Here is a 21,796-nt window from a genome sequence, read left to right on the forward strand (position 1 = left end):
TCTCCGCTGTCGATCGTAAGGGCTCAAAGTGCCCGGGAGTAGCCACAACGCCGAGTGTTCACCTGCCGATAACAAGTGTTCATCTGGGGTAACAATCCGGCAGCGGCGACCAGGCCGCTGGGCCCTTGAAATGGCTCCAAACTGGAAAAACACAGCGCTGCTATTTCCAGCACCGTCGGCGGCCGCGCACTGCTGTGAAACCTGCCGTCACGACGCCCCGATTAAAATCCTGCCGCGATTAATTCGCAGTCCCATGACGGGCTGTGACAGCGCCAGCAACCACCGTGAAGCTGTTGTAGGCGTCACAGTGGTTGCTGGAGTCCGGTCAGCCGGCCGGGGTGGCGGCGCGCTCTTGCGCCGGCGCCCGCCGCAGCTCGGTGGCGGCGACCTGAACGAACACACCGGTGTCCTCGGCCATCAGCAGGCCACGACCGCGAGGCAGCGGGCCGCCCTTCATCTTGCCGCGGATGAAGCCCTCGTCCGGGTCGGCGTCCATCACCAACAGTGGTGCGTTGGCCTGGTGCAGTGCCCGGAGCAGCGGGTCGGCACCCGCCGACGACCAGCCGCCGAAGGTGCGGGTGGCGATCACGTGCAGACCGACGTCTGCCGAGCGCGTGACCCAGGGCGCAGCCTTCTGGAACGGCGAGTCGAAGCCGGGCGGGAACTGCTGGATGTCGTCGATGATCAAGAAGATCTCCGGCCCACTCCACCAGGTCCGCGACAGCAGCTCTTCGGCCGACAGTCCTGGCGGAGGTTCACGGTTTGCCAGCGTGGTGGCCAACTCGTTGACCAGCGCCACGGCGCCATCCATGTTGTAGGCGAACTTCTCCACGTAGTCCGACCCCAGCGTGGTCAACAGCTGACGACGTGGGTCGATCAGCCACACCTGCGCCGACGGCCGACCGTCCGGGCTGGGCGCGGGCGCGCTGCTGGATCCGGGCGCGTAGAGCCGCTCGATCTCGCTCATGATGGTGGCCAGCGTGGTGGTGCGACCGCACTCGCGACGCCCGGTCACCATCAGGTGGCCGTTTTCGGCGAAGTTCAGGTAGACCGGCTGCAGGTCGAGTTCGGAGATCGCCCAGGCGATACCGCCCGCTCCCACTCCTTCGCGGCGGTCGTTGGCCGCGACCGCACGCACCTCTTCCAGCCCGAACCGCGCCGGCAGACGCCGCACCGGGCGCACCCGACCCACCGCCAGCTGGCTCACCGCCGCCGCGACGCTGTCGGACTCGAACACCTTGCCGCCGGTGTCGGCCATCGCGGGCCGGGCGATCAGGGTGTGCAGACCGGACTGGGGATCGCTGTCGAGGCGTACGTAGTTGACCGCGACCATGCCGCGCCCCGGCTTCACCGGGACATCCTTGGCGAACCGGGAGCGCACCAGCTTGGCGTCCTCGACCGCGGCCAGACGCAGCTCGACCCGGGATCCGAAACCGCTTCGCACCGGCGGGCGCAGCTCCGATTCGCGGTCGGCGGTCACGATCACGTGCACACCGAACGACGGCCCCTGGTTGATGATCTGGTTGACCTGCTCGACGAGCACCTCGTTGTCCTCCGAGAGCGCCCGGTAGTTGTCGACCACCAAGTAGACGTCGCCGAAACCGTCGTTGGGCACCGTGCCCGGCGCACCCTCGAACTTCCGCCGGCGGAAGACGTCCATCGACGCAACGTCGTTCTCCAGGAAGCTGCGCTTGCGGGTTCGCACCAGCGCCAGCAGCTCGGCCACCGTGCGGCGCACTCCGTCGGGGTCGGTCGGACCACAGACGCTGCCCACGTGCGGCAGTCCGGCGACCGTGGTCAGCGAGGTGCCGCTGTAGGCCAGGCAGTAGAACTGGACCTGCTCAGGGGTGTGGGTCAACGCCGCCGAGCAGATCAGCGTCTGCAGTGCGGTCGTCTTGCCCGAACCACCGGCGCCCAGGATCAGCACATTGGCGCCCGGACCGGAGGTGTCCACCGTCCACGGCGGCTGATCGTGCTTGAAGGGCCGGTCGATGACCCCGATCGGGAACACCAGGTCGCGCCGGGTGCCGTAGTCCTGCTGCCACGGGTGACCCAGGTAGCGGTTGACCAGGTCCTCCACGGTCACCGGGGTGTCCAGCGGCGGCTGCCACAGCCGGTAGGGCTCGAAGTCGATCTGGCGCAGCTGGTCGATGATGACCGTGCCGACCTTGGGCGTCCGGATGAAGTCCTCTTCCTCGGCGGGCTCACCGGCCGCTGGCGCGGGTTTGGTGTCGATCGCCGGGATCTCGTCGGGCGCCTCGATCTCGGGCGTGCTGACGCTGACCTCGAGCGGAGTGAACTCGGTGGTGAACAGCTGCGGGCGGATGTAGTCGACGGAATGCGTCAACGGCATCTGGTCGTCGTCGAGCATTCCGCCCCGGTGGTAGTCGCGCCACAGGAACTCGGCCTGGAAACGGATGACCTCTTCGCCGCTCTTGCGGAAGTAGCCGAGACCGGCCTTGGCCGGCAGGTTCACCGCATTGGGCACGCCGGCTGCCTGCGCGGCGCCGGCGGTCTGCGCCTTGAGCACCAGCCGGTAGCCCATGTTCTCCATCAGCTTCTCGGCGCGGCTCTCGATGGTCTGCGAGGCCATCATCAGGTGCACCCAGTAGGCGCGGCCCTGCCGGCCGATCGAGTCCAACACCTCCACCGCGGTGGGCATGATGCGGAACCACTCATAGAACTCGTCGATGACGACGACCAGCATCGGCAACGGCGGCAGGCTGTCGTCCCCGCGCGCCCGCATCCGGGACCGGATCTCGTTGTACTCCTTGGCGCCGTCGACACCGGCGTTGTCGCACATGGTCTTTCGCCGGGCGATCTCACCCCACATGGCTTCCAGGAAGCGCTCCATGAGGGCCTGGTCGTCTTCCAGGTCGGTGATGATCCGCGACACGTGCGGCACCCCGGCGAACGGCTTGACCGCCGATCCACCCTTGAGGTCGGCCAGCACGAACTGCAGCTCGTCCGGCGGGTGAGCCAGCAGCAGCGACTCGATCACCGTGCGCACCAGGGTCGACTTACCCGAACCGGTGGTGCCGGACATGACGCCGTGCGGCCCGTCGCCGCCCTCGTCGAGGGACTTCATGTCCAAAAACAGCAGTTCGCCGTTGTCGGAACGGGTTCCGAACGGAATCCGCAACCGGCCCCGGCTGCCCGCATCGCGCCGGGTCGCCCACAGCTCTTCGAAGTCGATCCGCCCGGCGTCGTCGATCCCGTAGTAGGCCATGATGTCGCGCGCACCGATGTGGTGCGTCACCTTCTGGCCGATCTCCTCGTAGGCCGCCGCGAGGCGCCAATGCGCCAACCGCTGCCCGAACTGTTCGGCGTCGGTCGGGCTGACCTGGTCCGCGAGGGCGAAGAACCACTCGTTGTCGTCGATGACCATCCACGTGTCGCGGTCCCGCGGCAGGGCGTTGATGATGCCCTTGTCGTCGAGGCGCAGCACCCGCTGCGAAACGCCCCGCCACTCCGGGGCGCCGGTCAGGTCGAAGAACGTCACACCGTCGATGCCCTCGGTGGTGTTGACGTACTCCCACTGCGGGTCCAGGCCGTCGACGATGATCAGGTGGTGCGGCGTCGGGGTCTCCGCCGACGAGCTGGCGTGGCGCGGCATGAACGATCCACGCCCGGAGAACAGTTCGGCGTGTTCGGTGGCGAAGTCCTGCACCGAGCCGTAGACCATCCGGGCGTTGCCCGCGGCGTCCTGGCGGCGCGGGTCGCCGAAGTGCGGCATCCACTTGACCCAGTCCCACTGCGCCACATCCGACGTCACCACGACCATGCGCAGATGGTCAGGCCCGTGCGAGAAGGCCAGTTGGCAGATGATCGCGCGCATCAGCCCGAGCACTTGCTCGCGGTCACCGACCAGCGAGTACCAGGGCTCGACCAGCAGCGAGATCATCTTCGGCAGGTTGTAGACCACGCTCTGGTAGCGCCCGAACTCCTGCAGCGCCTTGCCGGTCACCGGTTCTAGCTCGATGTCGGTGGGCATGTTCTGCGGCTCACCCCAGGTGACCTCCGGCCGGGTCATCCCCACCCCGACCCGGGCCAGGCCGAAGTTGAGGTCCTTGCCGTTGGGCTGGCGCTCCCACATGCGCGACGACCCGACCGCGGCGGCCAGGGTGGACGGCGCCGGGTGGTACCACCGGTAGTTGGCGTCCATGCTGTCCGCGGACTCCGCCGCCGACTCGCGCAGCCGGTCCAGCATGAGCATGAACTGGGCGCGCATCGCGTCGAGCTTGGGCCGGCTCAGCTGCTGGGCGCCGCCGCCGAAGCGGCCGCCGAACATCATCATCGCGACGCCGCCGATCATGAAGATCGGGAAGATCGAGCCGGCCCCCAGGAACATCCGGGAACCGCTGGCCACGGTCATCGCGACCATGCCCACCAGCAGGCCGACCACCAGCACGCCGACCACCACCAGCCACCACGGCTTGCCTTCCGGCGGCGGGACGCTCAGCGGCGTCGGCAATACGATGTTCTCCGGTTTGACCACCGGCGCGCGTTCCGGCGTCGGCCGGGCGTATCCACGTTTCACTTGGGCACCGCCAATTCTGCTGGGCTCATATCGGTTGGCAGAGTGTCGTGACGTACCAGCGCATCCTGGCGAGACAGGGTCGGGCCGTGCGCCAGCAGGCGCAGCGCCACCGACGGCGCCAGTGCCGGTTCGCCGACCAGGCCCAGCGCCTTGCGCTCGTCGTCGCCGGGGATCCCGAATCGCACGCCCGACGCGGAGATCCACCACAACGATTCGCGCGTCGAGGCATCCGGGTCGTTGCCGGTCACCGCGACGAAGTTTCCGTAGCCCGAACCGAAGTAGACCCGGTCGGCCTCCGGCACGTTGGTGTCGTTGGTCTTGACCAGCGACACCACCCGGTTCATCTGCTTCTGCGACACCGGAATCGTGGGGCCCGACACCACCTGCACCCGAGCCCGGCTGTCACCGGTGGACCGCTCCCACCACCAGCACGTGGAAGGATTCTCCTTGATGTCGACGACCTGCAGCGGCCCCTCGGGGTAAGCCGACAGGTCCAATCCGGTGACCACCGGCATCTTCGCCAGATCCTGCGGCGTCACCACTGCGGGCGCACCGCCTCCGGTGGCCCCGGCGTTCTGCAGAATGCGGGCCACCACCGGCGACACCGTTTGCACGCCGTTCATCAGGACAACCGAATACTGTTGCGGCCCAGCCAACTGTGGTGTGGTGAACACCATTCCCACCGGACCGGGGGCATTCGGGAAGGCCGGCGGGTGACCGGCATCCGGAACAAACGGCACGGCCAGTTCCGGACCCACCGGCAACGCGTCGAACAGCGCCTGGCTCATCGGGCGAGCGTGGTCGACCTGCTCGGGGGTCAGTCCCAGCGGCAGCAGCACCGCCCGGTCGGCGGCGTCGATGCGCGAGCGGCGGCCCTGGCGAACCACCCAGGAGTCATTGCCATAGCGCAGCACCACCGCGTCGGGCCCGTCCAGCACCCGGCGGCGGGAGTTGAGCTCCGGGGCGCCGTCGATCACCGTCACGGTCACCGGCGACGGCGCACCGACGCCCTGAACGTTGGCGACGGTGTCGCAGATCAGCCACGACGAGGTGGACGGTGTGGTCGGCAGGATGTCCGAGGGCGCACCGGGAATTCCGACGAGCGGGCCGTGCGGCTGCTCGGCGATCTGAGTGGAGCGCACCTTGTGCGGGTTGTCGGCCCGGCCGGCGATCAGTCGAGCCGAGGCCAAATTCAGTGCCGGATATATGGTGTCGCCGACCCGCACATACAGGGCGCCGGAATCACGGTCGGCAATGATGGGCGATTCGTTCATCTGGCCCGACGGACTCAAAAACGACCACAGCAGCGCACCGAGGCAGACGACGGCTCCCGCCGACACCGAGGCCACCACGGCCAGCGACTGGCGCCGGCCGGGCTCTACTTCCATCCGAACCTGCCAGCGGGTCAACGCCATCGCAGTCCGTCGCGCCAGGAATTGGTACCCGGTCATCTGGGTACGCGTCGACAGCCCAAGGCCGTAACCGGGTCCCCGCTGTTCGTCAGCCACGGCGCGCCCCAGCCCCCGCCCGCAGCATTGGCAGTACTGCCGAATTACGGCGCGGCGCCGGTCCCCTATAGGTCGTCATCTACCCCTGCCTGGTCACAAGTTTCTCCACTGCGCATGCTAGCTGTGTCGCGCTAGGACTGCCCGCAGTGCAGATTGCAATCTGATGGCGATGGCGAAACGCACTTCGCCCGTTCTGCCTCGAATTATGACCGCGCTAGATGAACGGTCTGTAAAGCGCGAGATCCGCGTGAGTTCACTTCTGCCCTGCACAGCGAAATGCGGCGGTTTGCCTACCGAAATAATCGCCTCGATCGCACGATCGTGCCGGTCGGCGCCCCAGCACACGAGAGCCGGCGGCACGGTGGCCGTCGACCATCGCCGAAATCCGCACTTGCGTTACCTGAGTTTCCTGTCAGAAGCCTGCGTATCTGATGTCAGAGTATCGGGACACGAGCCTTTTCGCGCTACCGTCGAAAAGTGACCACGATTGATGGACAGGGTGCTGAAGGGCAGCTCGACCCGCGGGGTCCCGCGACCTCACCAGCAACGAAAGAGACAACTCACCCAGTCAGCTACTCCGCTGACGTCGTCGACGTCGAGTTGGAGCTGGAACAGGGGTACCGGGCAGAGATTCACAAAAACCACAACGAGACCGTCGACGTCGAGACCTACGGTGGCGGTTTCGACCTCAGCCGGCGCGCGGTCGCCCCGCATCTGCGTGTCGGCAAGGACAAGTGGTTCAACCTGCTCTGGCTGATCCCTATCGGCTTCGTCGGGCTGATAGCGATGATCGCGATCGGCAAGGGCATTCGGCACATGCCCGGCGTGGAGGATTTCATCGCCACCTACCCGGGCAGCAGTCCGTCCACCGAGGTCGCCGGCGGCCTACCGGCCTGGGCCGGGTGGACCCACTTCTTCAACCTGTTCATGATGATCTTCATCATCCGGGCCGGCATCCAGATTCTCTGCGACCACCCGCGGCTGTACTTCAGCCGCAACTCCACCCCCGGCAAGGACGAGTGGCTGCGAGTGGGGCCGCCGGTTCCAGACGACCCGTACTGGACGGCCAACGCCGACACCGTCGCCCTGCCGGCGCAGTTCGGTCTGCCGGGCTTCCGGCACTCGATCGGGCTGGCGCGCTGGTGGCACATGGGGCTGGGCGTGTTGTGGCTGCTCAACGGCGCGGTCTTCTATGTCCTGCTGTTCACCACCGGTCAGTGGCGCCGCATCGTCCCGACCAGCTGGGATGTCGTTCCGCACGCCGCCTCGGTGATGATCCAGTACGCGTCGCTGGACTGGCCGGACGACCACACCTGGACCAACTACAACGCGCTGCAGCTGATCTCCTACTTCGTCACGGTGTTCGTGGCTGCGCCCGCCGCGCTGGTCACGGCGCTGGGCATGTCCCCGGCGCTGTCACAGCGGTTGGGGCTGATCAGCAAGCACATGCGACTGAACCTGCAGATCGCCCGGTCCCTGCACTTCGTGGTGCTGGTCTACTTCCTGATGTTCATCCTGGTGCACGTCACCATGGTGTTCGCGACCGACGCCTTCGACAATCTCAACCACATGTTCGCCGCTCGCGGTTGCGCTGAGGGTGCGGGCCCGGAATGCCACAGCCCAATCGGCTTCTATGTCTTCTGCGTGGCGGCGGTGGTGTGCATCATCGGCTGGATCGCCGCCACTCCGCTCACCCTGCGCTACCCGCGGGTTGTGCAGAAGATCGGCTACGCCCTGATCGGGCCGTTCCAGCGCGCCCTGGAGCATCTCGACCCCGAGCCGGGGACTTTCACCGAGGCCGACATCTCACCGTTCCACTGGCGCAACGGCCGGCTGCCCGAGACCGTCGAGTACAAGGAATACGAGGCAAACGACTTCAAGGACTGGCGGCTCAAGGTCTACGGCCTGGTCGAGAACCCGATGGAGTTCTCCCTGGAGGATCTCAAGGCTCTTCCGTACCACGACCAGATCACCCAGCACATGTGCGTGCAGGCCTGGTCCGGCGTAGCCAAGTGGGGCGGAGTGTCGATGTCGACCATCATGGACATCGTCAAGCCGCTTCCCCAGGCCAAATGGGCGATCTTCTACTCGATGGGCCTGGGCGCCACCGGCGGCATTTTCTACAACGCACACCCGGTCGACCAGATGTGGCACCACATGTCGATGCTGGCCTACAACATGAACGACCAGCCGCTGCCCTACATGCACGGCCGGCCGCTGCGACTGCGCAACGAGCTGCAGCACGGCTACAAGCTGGTGAAATGGATCAAGGGCATCGAGTTCGTGGAGAGCTACAAAGAGATCGGCAGCGGACACGGCGGCTACAGCGAAGACCACAAGTTCTTCGGACGCCATCAGACGATCTGAGCCGAACCCAGGGAAAGCCCCCTCGCGCGGCCTGACAGGAACACCTGTCAGCCCGCGCCGCATCTGCGGAAGTTACGACGGCCAGCAGCCCGGCCTGACGTTGGCGACGGCTGGTCCGCCAAAGCCACCCGCGCGTCGTAGGGTGACATGAGGCAACTGAACAACGGGGAGAATCCATGCGCAATCGCGGAATCGGAAAGTCAGTCCTGTCGGTGGTGGCCGTCGGGCTCACAGTGGGCGCGGTGGCGACCGCCTGCGGCGGCTGCGACAGTGATTCCGAGGAGGACAGCTACGGCGAGGTCACCCAGGCACCCGCGTCGCCGGCGCCGCTGGCGCCGACCCCGCCCGCGGACAGCGGCGCCGACGAGTCCGGCCCCACCACGTTGCCGGATGCACCGCTCACCAGCGCCGCCCCGGTAGTCGAACCCACCGCAAAGCAGGCTCCGGCGGCTCCCGCAGCGCCGCGGGCCCCGTCTGCGCCGGCAGTCCCGGCCATCCCCGCGATTCCGGCAATCCCGGCGATTCCGGCAATCCCGGCCATTCCGGCCATCCCCGCAATCCCCTACCCGTAGGGGTCGCACCGGCGAGCGGTCAGATACCGGTCCAGGCGGAGTCCAGCTGCTCGGCCACGTCGATGATCTGCGCCCGCTGAGACTGCGGGCTGTCGATCTCGGCAGCCACGTAGTGCGCGATGAATCGGCGGATCTCGCCATCGACTCCGGCGAAGATCCGCAGCAGCTCGCCGCGGATGGACGTCGACGACACCTCGACGGTGATGTCGGAAGACCGTGGTTTGGGCACGTCAATGATCAGCAGCAGCGGTTCGGCGGCTCGCGCGGTGGCATGCAGGGCGATGTCGCCGGCCACGGTGAACCGTTGCTTGTCCAGCCGCAGATCGATGAGCAGGTCGATCTCCAGCGGAATGTGGATCGCGAACGTCAGCAGGTCGCCCAGACCGCGTGCCACCCGGGGCTCTTGGACCCGCACCTTCGCGGTGACCTTGGCGATGCCGCCCGGACCCTGCCGCATCGCGGGCATCTCGAACTCGTCGCCGGCGATGACGGCGAACGCAGCTGCCACTCGTTCTTCGGTGACCGCGACCTCGAAGAACTTGCGCCCGAAGTCTTCGTAAGTCAGGTAAGTGTGGTTCTGCATAGGTTGATACGGTCTCACGTCCCCGTCGCCGACGGGCGCTGATCTGACTGCGCGTCGCTGTCTGCGCAGTCCACCACACCGCGGTCGGTCAGATGCTCGATGAGCGGCGTCACGCCGGCCGCCAAGTGCTCGGCCATCGCGGTACGGGCCAGCGTCTGATCGTGTGCCGCCAGCGCGGCGAGCACCCGCCGGTGATCGGCCATGGACCGCTCCGGCCACCCGGCGATACCCGGGAAAACGGCCTCGGGCGCATACCGTGTTATCTGCGACATCATTTGGGCCAGCTTGGGCGAGGCGGCGGCCACATTGATCGCCCGGTGGAAATCGTGGTTGAGCCGAACTGTCCGCTCTTCGTCGTCTCCGGCGTAGGCCTGTTCCAGCCGGGACTGAATCTCATTCAGCTCCGTCAACTGCTCCTCGGTGATACCGGCGGCAGCCCGCGCCGCCAGCTCACCGCCGACGAACGCCTGGACCTCGGCGACATCAGCCAGGTCACGCCTGGTGACCGGCAACACCACGAACCCGCGGTGCGGCTGCTGGTCGAGCAGACCTTCACCGCGCAGCTCGAACAGCGCCTCCCGCACCGGGGTGACACTGATGCCCAATTCCGTTGCCAGTTGGTCTAATCGGACGTACTCCCCCGCGGCGTAACCGCCGTCGAAGATCCGCTGGCGCACGTATCGCGCGACGGCTTCCGCCAATTGCGGCCGGGTGCTGAAGTCGGGGGCGGACATGGTTTCAGATGCGGTAGTCGGCCAGCAGGCGCTTGCTGATGATCTGTTTCTGGATCTCGCTGGTTCCCTCGCCGATCAGCAGGAACGGCGCATCGCGCATCAGGCGCTCGATCTCGTACTCCTTGGAGTAGCCGTAGCCGCCGTGGATCCGGAAGCTCTGCTGGGTGACCTCGTTGCAGTACTCGCTGGCCAGGTACTTCGCCATGCCCGCGGCGAGGTCGTTGCGCTCGCCGGAGTCCTTCAGGCGGGCCGCGTTGACGACCATCAGGTGTGCGGCTTCCACCTTGGTGGCCATCTCGGCAAGGCCGAACGCGACGGCCTGGTGCTCGGCGATCGGCTTGCCGAAGGTGCTGCGCTGCTGGGCGTATCGGGCGGCGAGTTCGAAGGCGCGGATGCCCACCCCGCAGGCGCGTGCCGCGACGTTGACCCGGCCGACCTCGATACCGTCCATCATCTGATAGAAGCCGCGACCGGTCGTGCCGCCCAGGATGTCGGCGGAACTGGCGCGGTAGTCGTCGAAGATCATCTCGGTGGTGTCGATACCTTTATATCCGAGCTTGTCGAGCTTGCCGGGGATGGTCAGACCCGGGACGACTTCACCGAATCCGGTGGGCTTTTCGACCAGGAACGCGGTCATGTTGCGGTGCGGGGTGTCTGCCCCTTCATCGGTGTGGACCAATACCGCCACCAGGCTCGACGTGGCTCCGTTGGTCAGCCACATCTTCTGGCCGTTGATCAGGTAGTCACCGTCTCCGGTGGGTGTGGCCCGGGTGCGGATGGCGGCGACGTCGGAGCCGAGCTCGGGTTCGGACATGGAAAACGCCCCGCGCACATCGCCGGTCGCCATCGCCGGCAGGTAGCGCTGCTTCTGCTCGTCGGTGCCGTGCTGGCGCAGCATGTAGGCGAGGATGAAGTGGGTGTTGATCACCCCGGAGATGCTCATCCAGCCGCGCGCGAGCTCCTCGACGCACAGCGCGTAGGTCAGCAGGGACTCGCCCAGCCCGCCGTAGGCCTCCGGAATCATCAGGCCGAACAGGCCCAACTGCCGCATGCCGTCCACGATCTGTTGCGGGTAGGCGTCGGCCCGTTCGTATTCGGCGGCCTGCGGTATGACCTCTTTGTCGACGAACGCCCTTACCGCCGCGATGATCTCGGTCTGGCTCTCGGTCAGCCCCAGCGTCTGGCACAGCTTGGTCATTACGCCACCCTCTCGAACACGGCGGCCAAGCCCTGGCCACCTCCGATGCACATGGTTTCCAGTCCGTAGCGCTCCTGGCGGCGGTGCAGCTCGCGCGCCAACGTCGCCAGCATCCGTCCGCCGGTCGCACCGACGGGGTGCCCCAGTGAGATTCCCGACCCATGCACGTTGGTCCGGTCGCGGTCGGCGACACCGAAACGCCACTCCGCCATGACCGCCAGCGCCTGAGCGGCGAACGCCTCATTGAGCTCGATCAGGTCGATGTCGGCGAGCGTGAGCCCGGCCTTGTCCAGAGCGACATCGGTGGCCGGTACCGGGCCGATGCCCATCACGTTGGGCTTGACCCCGGCCAGGCCCCAGGAGACCAGCCGCACCAGCGGGGTCAGGCCCAGCTGCTCGGCCTTGTCCCGGGTGGTCACCACACACATCGAGGCCGCGTCGTTCTGACCGCTGGAATTGCCGGCGGTGACGGTGGCGTCCGGATCGCTTTTGCCCAGAACCGGTTTGAGTTTGGCCAGCGACTCCAGCGAGGTGTCGGCGCGGGGATGCTCGTCGGTGTCGATCCGCTGCTCGCCGGCGCGGGAACGCACCGTGACGCCGATGATCTCGTCGGCGAGCACACCGCTGCGCTGGGCCGCCACCGCGCGCTGATGCGAGGTGACCGCCAGTTCGTCCTGCTCGACGCGGGAGATCTGGTACTGGCGGCGCAGGTTCTCCGCGGTCTCCAACATGCCGCCGGGCACCGGGTGGTACTGCCCACCGGCGGTGGTCCGGCCACGTGCCAGCCCGTCGTGCACCCGCACCCCGTTCCGGGCCCCGCCCCAGCGCATGTCGGTGGAGTAGAAGGCCACGTTGCTCATGCTCTCCGCGCCGCCGGCGATCACCATCTCGTGCGCGCCACTGCCGACCTGCAGGCAGGCTTGGATCACCGCCTGCAATCCCGATCCGCACCGCCGGTCGACCTGCATACCCGGAACCGTCACCGGCAGGCCGGAATCCAGCGCGACCACCCGGCCGATCGCCGGCGCCTCGCTGCTGGGATAACAGTGCCCCAGCACCACGTCGTCGATGACATCGGCGGGCAGGCCGGTGCGCTCCAACAGTCCGGTCAGCGCGGCAACGCCGAGCTCGACTGCGGTCAGCGACGCGAACATCCCGCCGTAGCGGCCGATGGGGGTACGAACCGGTTCGCAGATCACCGCCTCGCGCAGCGTCATAGGTGGCGACCGCCGGTCACCTCGAGCACGGTGCCCGTCATATAAGAGGACAAGTCGGACGCCAGGAACAGCGCGACCGTCGCGACCTCATCGGGCTCCCCGGCCCGGCCCATCGGCACCTCGGCGACCTTCGAATCCCAGATCCGCTGCGGCATGGCCTCGGTCATCGCCGAGCGGATCAGCCCGGGCTGGATCGCGTTGACGCGGACACCGAGGTACGCCAGCTCCTTGCTGGCGGCCTTGGTCATGCCGACGATGCCGGCCTTGGCGGCCGAATAGTTGGTCTGGCCAACCATGCCGACCTTGCCCGATATAGAGGACATGTTCACGATCGCGCCGCGCTTGCGTTCGCGCATGATCGCCGCGGCCGCGCGCAGACCGTTCCAGGTGCCCTTCAGGTGGACCGCGATCACCTGGTCGAAATCGTCTTCGGTCATCTTGCGCATGGTGGCGTCACGGGTGATGCCGGCGTTGTTCACCATGATGTCCAGGCCGCCGAACCGCTCGACTGCGAGCGCCACCAGTGCCTCGACGTCGGCGGCGTCCGTGACGTCGGTGCGCACCGCCACCGCCGCGTCGGCGCCCAGCCGCGCCGCCGCCGCCTCGGTCGCCTCCAGGTTCAGATCGCCCAGCACCACCCGGGCGCCCTCGGCGACGAAGCGTTGCGCGATCGCGAAGCCCAGCCCCTGCGCTCCGCCGGTGATCACCGCCGTCTGCCCATTGAGTAATGCCACGCCGAAACCGTCCTCTACATGTCGTGATGTCGTGCCCACCCGTGGTCCGGTACATCATATTTCATATATGATTTGTCGGCCAGTGCCGAAAGGGGCCTTGCTATGACGAGCGCATCCGTCTCATCCGTTGACGACGACGTCTTCGCCGACATCCTGTCCCAGACCCGCCGGTTTGTCCGGACGATGGTCCTCCCGCGCGAACAGGAGATCCTCGACACCGATCGGGTGCCCGACGACCTGCGGCAAGCCGCCAAGGACCTGGGCCTGTTCGGCTACGCGATCCCCCAGGAATGGGGCGGGCTCGGCCTGAATCTGGCCCAGGACGTGGAGCTGGCCATGGAACTGGGCTACACCTGCCCGTCGGTCCGGTCGATGTTCGGCACCAACAACGGCATCGCCGGCCAGGTGCTGGTGGGGTTCGGCACCGATGAACAGAAGGAGCGCTGGCTGGAGCCCATCGCCTCCGGCGCGGTCGCGTCCTTCGCCCTCACCGAGCCCGGAGCGGGCTCCAATCCCGCGGGGCTGCGCACCAAGGCCGTCCGCGACGGCTCGGGAGAGGACGAGGCCTGGGTGCTGGACGGCCAGAAGCGCTTCATCACCAATGCCCCGCTGGCCGACCTGTTCGTGGTCTTCGCCCGGACCCGGCCCGCCGACGAGCGCGGCGCCGGGATCGCGGTGTTTCTGGTGCCTGCCGATACCGCCGGAGTCGAAGTCGGCGCCAAGGACGCCAAGATGGGCCAGGAAGGCGCCTGGACGGCTGATGTCACCTTCACCGGCGTCCGACTGCCCGCCGCCGCACTGGTCGGGGGCAGTGAGGACATCGGCTACCGCGCGGCGATGACGTCCCTGGCCCGCGGCCGCATCCACATCGCCGCGCTGGCGGTGGGAGCCGCGCAGCGCGCATTGGACGAATCGGTGAACTATGCCGCCACCGCCACCCAGGGCGGCAGCATCATCGGCGACTTCCAGCTGGTTCAGGCGATGCTCGCCGACCAGCAGACCGGGGTGCTGGCCGGCCAGGCACTGGTCCGCGATGCCGCCCGCAAGTGGGTCAGCAACGAGGATCGGCGGATTGCGCCGTCGGTGGCCAAGGTCTTCTGCACCGAGATGGCCGGCAAGGTCGCCGACTTGGCGGTGCAGATCCACGGCGGCAGCGGCTACATCCGTGGTGTGCCGGTGGAGCGCATCTACCGCGACGTACGCCTGCTGCGGCTCTACGAGGGCACCAGCGAGATCCAGCGGCTGATCATCGGATCGAATCTGATCAAAAACGCGAAGCGCTCACTGTAAGCAGCATCACTTTGGGCCTGAGAGAACGACACGCCGCCTGCGCCGTTATTTTCGCTGATACCCGCGGTAATGGATACCTGCGACGCACCCATTGATCAGGCAATTTCATCCTAATAATGCGAATTCGTGACCTTTGCGACCGCTCTCAACAAACACATACGGGTCATCTACCAGCACTTTCGTAAATTGACGGGCCCGCTCAGTGGATTTTCACCGGTCTACCTGCCGTTTTCCGTTCCGGCGTTGCGTTTGACAACATGAATGCCAAACGTGATGGGCACCACAGATTTTGGTAAGTCCAGTTATCCCTGGTTAATGTGCTCGGTCATGTTTGGTCTAGAAGCTCTGATGGCGCTCATCCAGCAGGTTTCCGGCACCCCGTACATCGTCGGTGGGAACACTCCTGCCGGTACGGATTGCTCGGGTTTGGCCTCGTGGGTGTCCAACGTCGCCAGCGGCCGTCCGGCCTTCAGCGGCCGGTTCCACACCGCTAACGAGGAGTCGGCACTGCTGGCCCGCGGCTTCCGGTACGGCACCGCCCCCAACGCTCTGGTGGTGGGTTGGAACAGCCACCACACCGCGGTGACCCTGCCGGACGGCACGCCGGTCGCCAGCGGTGAGCCCGGCGGCGTGAAGATCGGTGGCGGCGGCGCCTACCAGTCGCAGTTCACCCACCACATGTACCTGCCCATGGACGAGGCACCGGCACCGGACGCACCGGTGGTCGAGTTCGCCGCCATGGTGGAGCCGGCCCCGGAGCCCGCCGCAGAGCCGATGGCCGAGCCCATGGCCTTCGAGCCGGCCGCGCCGCCGCTGGAGGCCCCGCCTTTTGAGGCACCCCCGATCGAGGCGCCCATGGAGGCGCCGATGGACATGCCGCCCGGCGAGGCGCCGCCGATGGACGCCCTGCCGCTCGATGACGCCCCGGCCGAGCCCGCCCCGGAGCCCAGCGACCGCGAGGCACCGGCCCCGGCTTAGTCTCAACCGTCCCCGTGCGGTGCCGGCGACGGCGCCTTGCGGCTTCGCGCCAGCAGCCACGCCAATCCGTCCGCTTCCCCCTCGGCGATCATCTCCAGGTTCGCGAAGGCCGTGCGCAGCTCACCGGGCGCGGCCCGGAACCGTCCGGCGGTGCTGCCTACCTGGCTCAGTGCGGTGATCGCCAGCAGTCCCCCCGGGACCAGGCGCTGGATCATCGGCGCGTCGAGCCGACAGTCGCGGAACCGGGCGCTGTAGACCACGTCGGCGGGCGGCCCGTCGGGCAGGCCGTCATCGAGATCGACGACGTCGAATCGGCACCGGTCGCCGACGCCGCTGTGCTGGGCGAACGCCCGCGCCTGTTCGACAGCGACCGGCGAGACGTCGAACCCGGCCACCTGCAGGCCGCGCTGGGCCAGCCAGACCGCCGCCGCGCCCCGACCGCAGGCGATGTCAAGCGCGTGGCCCGCGACCGGAAACACGTCCGCGAACGGCGCGAACACCGCGGCCGGCCCGATCGCGTCCGATAGCGAACGGCCGGAATATTTCGCATCCCAGCGGGTGCGGTCTTCGGCGCTCATCGGTATGGACGATACTGCGGTGGTGAAATTGCGCCCCTCGATCGCACTGTTGCTGTTCATCGTTGGTGGAGCTGCCGGTCTGATCGGTGACCACTCGCACGTGATCACCGGGACCACCGAATACCTGCCGGGATCGCACGTGGTGCCGTTCATCTGGAGCAGCCCGCTGTATTTCCCGATCCTGGTCGGGTCCGCGACCGTCTTCCTGGCGGAACTGCGACTGCATCTCCCCTCGCCGCGGACCGTGGTCACGGTGCGTCAGGGGGTGGCTGGCCTGGCCGCGGTCCTGGGCAGCTACGTCGTCACCGCGATGTTGCATGCCTCGCCGGTGGTTCCCCTCACGACGTTGATCTGTGCGTTCGCCGCCATCACGTTCTGCGCCTTGGGTGATCGTCCGGCGATAGTCTGCGGTGCGCTGGTCGCGGTCGTCGGTCCGGTGGTCGAGATCGGGATCGCCGCGGCCGGACACTTCCGCTATGCCCCCGGCTCGGACGGGCTGTTCGGTGTGGCGCCGTGGCTGGTTCCGCTGTACTTCGCATTCGGGGTCGTCGCCGCACTCTTCGCTGAGATCGCCACCGGCGTCACGCGGTCGGCAGACTAGGGCCGCCTGGGGACGGACGCGATGGCACCGGTCACGCTCGGCGGCTACCCGGCGAAACAGTGTGCCCGCGTCACCCATAACGAGTTCGCCCCCGGAGTTCCCGAAGCCGCGCCGCCACGCCCGGATCTGGAGTCGCTGCGCACGGCCGGAATCGCCTTCGAGGAACGGGTTCTCGACGAGCTGCGGTCACGCTACGGCGACTCGGAGCGACTGCTGTTCCTCGACGCCGGCACCAGCCGGGCTGAACGCCAGCGGCGCACCGTGGCCGCGATGCAGGCCGGTGTCGAGGTGATAGCCGGCGGGCACCTGCCGGATGTCAACGGCCGCAGGGGCCTTCCCGACGTGTTGATCAAACACCGGGACGGCTACCTTCCCGTCGACATCAAGAACCACCGCACCGTGATCGCCGGAAAGCGCTCGGAGGTGCAGATTTCGACACTGTGGGAGCCCGATCGGTGGGTGACCCTTCCCGGCTACAGCGATCACGGCGCACGTTGGCGTGACGATGTCATGCAGCTGGCGCACTACACCCGGATGTTGCAGGAGTTGGGCTTTCACTGCGGGGTGAGCAGCGGCGGCATCATCGGCAGTTCCGATCTCGCCGCACTTCTCGGCGAGAGCCTCGGTATCACCTGGTATGACCTGGATGCCGAGAACATCGTCACGTATTCGGCCAGCGATCCGACACACCGCAGAGCGCGCTCGGCCCTGCAACGCTACGACCATGAGTTCGCGTTCCGTCTCGACGTCGCGGCGGCCGCGGCGGCCGGGCGAGAGCTGGTGCGGCCCTACCGCATCAGTGACTGCGCCACTTGCGCGTGGTTCGACTACTGCGCCGCGGTGGCCGGCGGCGACGATGCGTCGTTCGTGATCGAGGCCGGTCACCTCACCATCCGGGAGTGGCAGTACCTGTACCGACACTGCGGCGACGGCGCGACGTTGAGCGTCGCTCAGTTGGCCGCTGTCGATGTGGAGGCACACCTTCAGGCGTTCCGGCTGCAGTCCGTCGGCACCAAGATGCCGCGAGATCGGCTGACCAACGCGGTTCGACGGGCCCGGATGAGTTGCAGCGGAATTGATTTCGAGACACACGAGCCCGGGCTACCGGGCGTTCCCTGCGCCGACATCGAGGTCGACTTCGACATCGAGTGGGATGATCAGGGCCGGATCTATCAGTGGGGTCTGCGTATTCGCGACGGCCAAGACGACACCACGGCCCGCTATCAACCCGTGGTCTCGTTCGATCCCCTCGACGAGGCCGGCGAAGCCGAACTCGCCGCCGAGTTCGCCTCTCGGATTCGGCAGTTACGCAGCGACGCCGCGCGGGCGGGCAAGTCGCTGCAGGTCTTCCATTGGCACCACCCCGAAATCAGCAGCACGCGCAGGTTCGCCGAAGTGGAGAAGGCGCTCGACGGTCTCACCTATGACCTGCGCAAGTGGTTCGACGCGACGTTCTTCGCCCGTACCTCGTCGTCGATCAAGCAGGTTGCCGGCTTCTTCGACTTCGGCTGGGTCGTCGACGACCCCGGGGGCCTAGCCTCCCAGGGCGCCATCGAAACGGCCCGGGGCGACGGTCCGCAGGCCGATGCCGCCCGGCAATGGTGCCTGAGCTACAACGAATGTGACGTCGCGGCGCAGGCCGCGATCCGTGACGGATTGCGCGCGTACGGCCGCTGAACCGGCTCAGCCCTGGGTCTTGGCCGTCGGGCAGATGTTGGTGCGGGCCGACTCGACCACCTCGCCGGCGGTGGGCTTGGCGATCTGCAGGTAGACGGAGACCTGCTCGACGATGAGGCTGGTCGGATGCTTCGGGAACTCCAGGCACGCGGTTCGTCCGGCGGCCAGCCGGCGGGCCTCCGTGCCGGGCGGGAACTTCCCGCGGATGGCGTTGAGGTAGGCCATCTCGGCCCGACTGGGGTATGTCGACTGCTGCTGGGTGCACAGCAGGATGTCGGGACTGTTGCCGCAGTAGTCGGGATCACGAGGATTGAGCGGGTCGGCCTGAGCGGATGACGCCGCACCGATCAGCCCGGCCAGCACACCTGCGGCCAGGGTCGCCGCGAGTGCGATTGATTTCACGTCCACGCCTTTCTTCTCGCCGCTGACGCTAGCAGCAATACCAAGCCACTCGGAGTGACTTGCCGGGTCTGGCCTGCACCGGCGCGGCCCCTTCCCCCGCACCCGCCGTAGCATTGCCGGTATGAGTTGGGCAGCCCGGTTCACCGCACCCATGGCCGTCGCCGGTGTCGCGATGGGAGTTCTGGTCGGGGCCGCGCCGGCGCACGCCGACGACGCCAGCTTCATGAAGTACCTCAACACCCACGGCTACACCGCCCGCTACGCGAATGACGAGCCGATCTCGGAGTCCAGCGTGCGCGCACTCGGGCACATGATCTGCGAGAACCTGCATGTGGGCCGAACCGTCGAGATCCAGCAACCGCACTACTCGGCGTGGCCGCAGTTCCCACTGATCGCCGACGCGGCACGCCAGGAGCTGTGCCCGGGCGGGTAGCGCTCTCGACGCTGAGTGTCGCCCGGTCCCGATGCGGGTAATTCCGTGCTGTGAGGCTGCGCAGAAGCAACACCGCAGGCCCGGGGCTTCGCCGAATCGGTCGGGGCCGCGGCTTCTCCTACACCGACGGGAGCCGTCCGGTCGATGACCCGCAGGTCCTCGCCCGGATCAAGACGCTGGCCGTCCCACCGGCCTGGCGAAAGGTGTGGATCTGCCCCTATCCCAACGGGCACATCCAGGCCGTCGGGGAAGACGCCGCCGGGCGCCGTCAGTACCTGTATCACCCGCAGTGGCAGGCCGAACGATCCGAAGAGAAATACGACCGGTTCTTGACGCTGGCCCGATTGCTGCCGAGCTGGCGCGCCGAGGTCCTCACCGACCTGCGGGGTCGCGGCCTGAAACGCGATCGGGTGCTCGCCGTCGCCCAGCAGCTCATTGACCGGGGCTATTTCCGGGCCGGTGGCGAGGAGTACGCCCAGGAAAACGGCAGCTTTGGGCTGGCCACCTTGCTGCGCGACCACGTCACGATGCGCAACGGTTGTGCGGACTTCGACTATCCGGCCAAAAGCGGTGTACGGCGGACGGTTTCGGTCGACGATCCACTGGTGGTCCGTGCGGTTCGAGCCCTGTTGCGCGCGCCGACCGACCTGCCCCGGCTGCTGGTGTACCGCACCTCCGACGGCTGGTGCGAGGTGCGCGCCGATGACCTCAACGAGCGGTTCCGGGAGCTGACCGATGAGCAGTTCAGCGTCAAGGACCTACGTACCTGGCATGGCACTGTCTTGGCAGCCGAGAGCTTCGCTGCGGCGCGCGAGCCGACCTCCAAAACCGTCCGCCGTCGCCAGGTCGCAGCCGTCATGCGGCACGTCGCCGAGGAACTGGGAAACACCCCGGCGGTCGCCCGCAGCTCCTATGTCGATCCGCGGGTGGTGGCGGCCTACGACCAAGGCATCACCATCCGCGCCGCCCTCCGCCGGGCAACGGGCCGCGGCAAGGCGTCCGCGCGCCGACTCGCGGCGGAAGCCGCCACCGCTCGGATGATCAGACGCATCGACCGGGCAGCGCGTTAACGCCGGGCCCGCCGGCACCGATCGGCGGCGACTCGGTACCCGCCGCAGAGCGCCGGTCCGGCGGCTTCCAAGGTCAAGTAACTAAAGTGCTCTGCGTGGACGGACGAAAGATTGCCAGGATCTGCGGTCGCAGCCTGGCCATTCTGACGTCGCTGGCGGTCTCGGCCGCCCTCATCCACGCCCAGAGCAGCCACGATGCGGTGCCCAAGCCCACCCAGACCGCCGAGGCGGCGCCGTCGGCTCCGCCACACACGCCGCCCAGCGGCGGGATACGCGTCGCCAACCCCGCGGAGGCCGCGGCTCTGGCGGCGAGCGTGCCGATGCCCACCGAAGGCCAGCAATTCACCTTCCCGCTGCCTGCCGGGGTGGCGCCGGAGAATGGGCTGCAGGTCAAGACCATTTGGGCGGCCCGCACCATCGGCGTGCTGTTTCAGGAGATCAAGACCATCTACGGGTATCGCCAGGATCCGTTGAAGTGGCATCCCGACGGGTTGGCCATCGACGTGATGATCCCGGACTACCACAGCGAGGCCGGGATCCTGCTCGGCGACCAGATCGCCGGCTATGCACTGGCCAATGCCCAACGGTGGGGCGTCAACCACGTGATCTGGCGCCAGAAGATCTATCCGGGCGTCGGCGGCGGCAACTGGACCTCGGATTACGGCAACGAAACCGCCAACCACTACGACCACGTCCACATCGCCACCGACGGCGGCGGCTACCCCTCCGGGCAGGAGACCTACTTCATCACCTCGATGACCCCACCGCCGAAGGATTGAGCGGCGATTTCAACCGTTTAGTCGAACGTGTGTTCTAATACGTGGTGAGCTTGCCCGCCGCCGCGGGCGACGAATGAGCAAGGAGGTCGCCACGATTATGACTGCACCCACGTTCGCCCCCGAAGCCCCGGCCATCACCCCCGAGGCCTTTGGGGCGGGTTCGTTCACTGACGCCCCGCCGGCGGCCGACGCTGCTACCGCGGCCCCGGAGGCCCCCGCTGCCCCCGAGGTCAAGGAGCCGGTCAAGAAGTCGGCCGGGAAGAAGGCCAAGACGCTCGAGTTGACCCTGACCGTGACCGGCTCCGCCGACGGCGAGTGGCACGCCGAGATCAAGCAGGGCAGCAGCTATCTGGTGCGCAACCTCGCCGTCGCGGCCGCCGCGGTGTCACGCGCCGCCAAGGAACTCCACGAGGACCTGTTCGCACCGATCGAGGCGCTGATGGACGAGGCGCGTTCCCAGCATGCCGCGCGGGTGGCGGCACTCGAAGCCGAGCTCGAAGCCGCGCGGAAAGCCTTGGCAGACTTGGACTGACTT

Annotated in this window: 19 protein-coding genes; 10 read left to right on the plus strand and 9 right to left on the minus strand. The window is 67.4% G+C overall.

Translation table 11 applies throughout. The features are described 5' to 3' along the window. Positions 1-325: 325 nt before the first annotated feature. Positions 326-4,540, minus strand: a complete 4,215-nt coding sequence (gene eccCa / locus ACJH5R_RS07205; protein ID WP_406757186.1) for a type VII secretion protein EccCa — start codon at positions 4,538-4,540, stop codon at positions 326-328. Then, the gene (eccB, locus tag ACJH5R_RS07210; RefSeq protein WP_406757187.1) at positions 4,537-6,048 is read right to left on the minus strand and encodes a type VII secretion protein EccB; all 1,512 of its coding nucleotides are present in this window, start codon (positions 6,046-6,048) and stop codon (positions 4,537-4,539) included. The genes eccCa and eccB overlap by 4 nt, the downstream gene beginning before the upstream one ends. Before the next feature lie 600 nt (positions 6,049-6,648). On the opposite strand from eccB, the gene ACJH5R_RS07215 reads away from it, so the two are divergent. Together ACJH5R_RS07215 and ACJH5R_RS07220 are read left to right on the plus strand one after the other, a co-directional pair. Continuing rightward, entirely contained in the window at positions 6,649-8,415 is a 1,767-nt protein-coding gene (locus tag ACJH5R_RS07215) for a molybdopterin-dependent oxidoreductase (RefSeq protein WP_406781629.1), read from the plus strand. Positions 8,416-8,591: 176 nt separating this feature from the next. Next, the gene (locus ACJH5R_RS07220; protein ID WP_406757188.1) at positions 8,592-8,987 is read left to right on the plus strand and encodes a hypothetical protein; all 396 of its coding nucleotides are present in this window, start codon (positions 8,592-8,594) and stop codon (positions 8,985-8,987) included. Between the two features lie 19 nt (positions 8,988-9,006). On the opposite strand, the gene ACJH5R_RS07225 is transcribed toward ACJH5R_RS07220, so the two are convergent. Genes ACJH5R_RS07225 through fabG form a run of 5 tightly spaced genes read right to left on the minus strand, consistent with a single transcriptional unit; the run spans position 9,007 to position 13,453 of the window. Next, on the minus strand, positions 9,007-9,570 hold the full coding sequence (locus ACJH5R_RS07225) for a hypothetical protein (protein WP_406757189.1): 564 nt from the start codon (positions 9,568-9,570) through the stop codon (positions 9,007-9,009). A gap of 14 nt (positions 9,571-9,584) precedes the next feature. Continuing rightward, complete coding sequence (locus ACJH5R_RS07230; protein WP_406781561.1) at positions 9,585-10,304, minus strand: GntR family transcriptional regulator; 720 nt, start codon at positions 10,302-10,304, stop codon at positions 9,585-9,587. 4 nt (positions 10,305-10,308) lie between these two features. Continuing rightward, a complete protein-coding gene (locus ACJH5R_RS07235) occupies positions 10,309-11,502 on the minus strand; it encodes an acyl-CoA dehydrogenase family protein (RefSeq protein ID WP_406781562.1) in 1,194 nt (397 codons plus the stop codon). Beyond that, a complete protein-coding gene (locus ACJH5R_RS07240; RefSeq protein ID WP_406781563.1) occupies positions 11,502-12,719 on the minus strand; it encodes an acetyl-CoA C-acetyltransferase in 1,218 nt (405 codons plus the stop codon). Before ACJH5R_RS07240 ends, ACJH5R_RS07235 begins: the two co-directional genes overlap by 1 nt. After that, a complete protein-coding gene (gene fabG / locus ACJH5R_RS07245) occupies positions 12,716-13,453 on the minus strand; it encodes a 3-oxoacyl-ACP reductase FabG (RefSeq protein WP_406757193.1) in 738 nt (245 codons plus the stop codon). Before fabG ends, ACJH5R_RS07240 begins: the two co-directional genes overlap by 4 nt. Before the next feature lie 102 nt (positions 13,454-13,555). Here fabG and ACJH5R_RS07250 point away from each other — a divergent pair, with 102 nt between their 5' ends. Both ACJH5R_RS07250 and ACJH5R_RS07255 read left to right on the plus strand, forming a co-directional pair. Next, complete coding sequence (locus tag ACJH5R_RS07250) at positions 13,556-14,743, plus strand: acyl-CoA dehydrogenase family protein (RefSeq protein ID WP_406757194.1); 1,188 nt, start codon at positions 13,556-13,558, stop codon at positions 14,741-14,743. 270 nt (positions 14,744-15,013) lie between these two features. Then, positions 15,014-15,721, plus strand: coding sequence for a peptidoglycan endopeptidase (locus ACJH5R_RS07255; RefSeq protein ID WP_406781564.1), 708 nt, complete (start codon positions 15,014-15,016; stop codon positions 15,719-15,721). Between the two features lie 2 nt (positions 15,722-15,723). On the opposite strand, the gene ACJH5R_RS07260 is transcribed toward ACJH5R_RS07255, so the two are convergent. Next, the gene (locus ACJH5R_RS07260; RefSeq protein ID WP_406781565.1) at positions 15,724-16,299 is read right to left on the minus strand and encodes a methyltransferase domain-containing protein; all 576 of its coding nucleotides are present in this window, start codon (positions 16,297-16,299) and stop codon (positions 15,724-15,726) included. 22 nt (positions 16,300-16,321) lie between these two features. Here ACJH5R_RS07260 and ACJH5R_RS07265 point away from each other — a divergent pair, with 22 nt between their 5' ends. Together ACJH5R_RS07265 and ACJH5R_RS07270 are read left to right on the plus strand one after the other, a co-directional pair. Continuing rightward, on the plus strand, positions 16,322-16,900 hold the full coding sequence (locus tag ACJH5R_RS07265) for a hypothetical protein (RefSeq protein ID WP_406781566.1): 579 nt from the start codon (positions 16,322-16,324) through the stop codon (positions 16,898-16,900). A gap of 21 nt (positions 16,901-16,921) precedes the next feature. Next, on the plus strand, positions 16,922-18,577 hold the full coding sequence (locus tag ACJH5R_RS07270; protein WP_406781567.1) for a recombinase RecB: 1,656 nt from the start codon (positions 16,922-16,924) through the stop codon (positions 18,575-18,577). A 6-nt stretch (positions 18,578-18,583) separates the two neighbouring features. Here the strand turns inward: ACJH5R_RS07270 and ACJH5R_RS07275 are convergent, their stop codons facing one another. Beyond that, complete coding sequence (locus ACJH5R_RS07275; RefSeq protein ID WP_406781568.1) at positions 18,584-18,979, minus strand: hypothetical protein; 396 nt, start codon at positions 18,977-18,979, stop codon at positions 18,584-18,586. 121 nt (positions 18,980-19,100) lie between these two features. On the opposite strand from ACJH5R_RS07275, the gene ACJH5R_RS07280 reads away from it, so the two are divergent. From ACJH5R_RS07280 to ACJH5R_RS07295, 4 genes are all read left to right on the plus strand, one after another. Beyond that, positions 19,101-19,412, plus strand: coding sequence for a hypothetical protein (locus ACJH5R_RS07280; protein ID WP_406781569.1), 312 nt, complete (start codon positions 19,101-19,103; stop codon positions 19,410-19,412). A 50-nt stretch (positions 19,413-19,462) separates the two neighbouring features. Next, the gene (locus ACJH5R_RS07285; protein ID WP_406781570.1) at positions 19,463-20,482 is read left to right on the plus strand and encodes a DNA topoisomerase IB; all 1,020 of its coding nucleotides are present in this window, start codon (positions 19,463-19,465) and stop codon (positions 20,480-20,482) included. 86 nt (positions 20,483-20,568) lie between these two features. Continuing rightward, complete coding sequence (locus ACJH5R_RS07290) at positions 20,569-21,261, plus strand: glycoside hydrolase (RefSeq protein ID WP_406781571.1); 693 nt, start codon at positions 20,569-20,571, stop codon at positions 21,259-21,261. Positions 21,262-21,358: 97 nt separating this feature from the next. Then, complete coding sequence (locus ACJH5R_RS07295) at positions 21,359-21,793, plus strand: DUF6319 family protein (protein WP_406781572.1); 435 nt, start codon at positions 21,359-21,361, stop codon at positions 21,791-21,793. Positions 21,794-21,796: the final 3 nt, after the last annotated feature.

This window comes from Mycobacterium sp. SMC-19 (genome assembly GCF_045310815.1).
GTDB lineage: Bacteria > Actinomycetota > Actinomycetes > Mycobacteriales > Mycobacteriaceae > Mycobacterium.

Coding starts and splice junctions, on each gene's coding strand:
- ACJH5R_RS07235 (WP_406781562.1), bottom strand. CDS start 11,502: ATGACCAAGCTGTGCCAGACGCTGGGGCTGACCGAGAGCCAGACCGAG.
- ACJH5R_RS07225 (WP_406757189.1), bottom strand. CDS start 9,570: ATGCAGAACCACACTTACCTGACTTACGAAGACTTCGGGCGCAAGTTC.
- ACJH5R_RS07240 (WP_406781563.1), bottom strand. CDS start 12,719: ATGACGCTGCGCGAGGCGGTGATCTGCGAACCGGTTCGTACCCCCATC.
- ACJH5R_RS07260 (WP_406781565.1), bottom strand. CDS start 16,299: ATGAGCGCCGAAGACCGCACCCGCTGGGATGCGAAATATTCCGGCCGT.
- ACJH5R_RS07220 (WP_406757188.1), top strand. CDS start 8,592: ATGCGCAATCGCGGAATCGGAAAGTCAGTCCTGTCGGTGGTGGCCGTC.
- ACJH5R_RS07230 (WP_406781561.1), bottom strand. CDS start 10,304: ATGTCCGCCCCCGACTTCAGCACCCGGCCGCAATTGGCGGAAGCCGTC.
- ACJH5R_RS07250 (WP_406757194.1), top strand. CDS start 13,556: ATGACGAGCGCATCCGTCTCATCCGTTGACGACGACGTCTTCGCCGAC.
- ACJH5R_RS07295 (WP_406781572.1), top strand. CDS start 21,359: ATGACTGCACCCACGTTCGCCCCCGAAGCCCCGGCCATCACCCCCGAG.
- ACJH5R_RS07280 (WP_406781569.1), top strand. CDS start 19,101: ATGAGTTGGGCAGCCCGGTTCACCGCACCCATGGCCGTCGCCGGTGTC.
- ACJH5R_RS07270 (WP_406781567.1), top strand. CDS start 16,922: ATGGCACCGGTCACGCTCGGCGGCTACCCGGCGAAACAGTGTGCCCGC.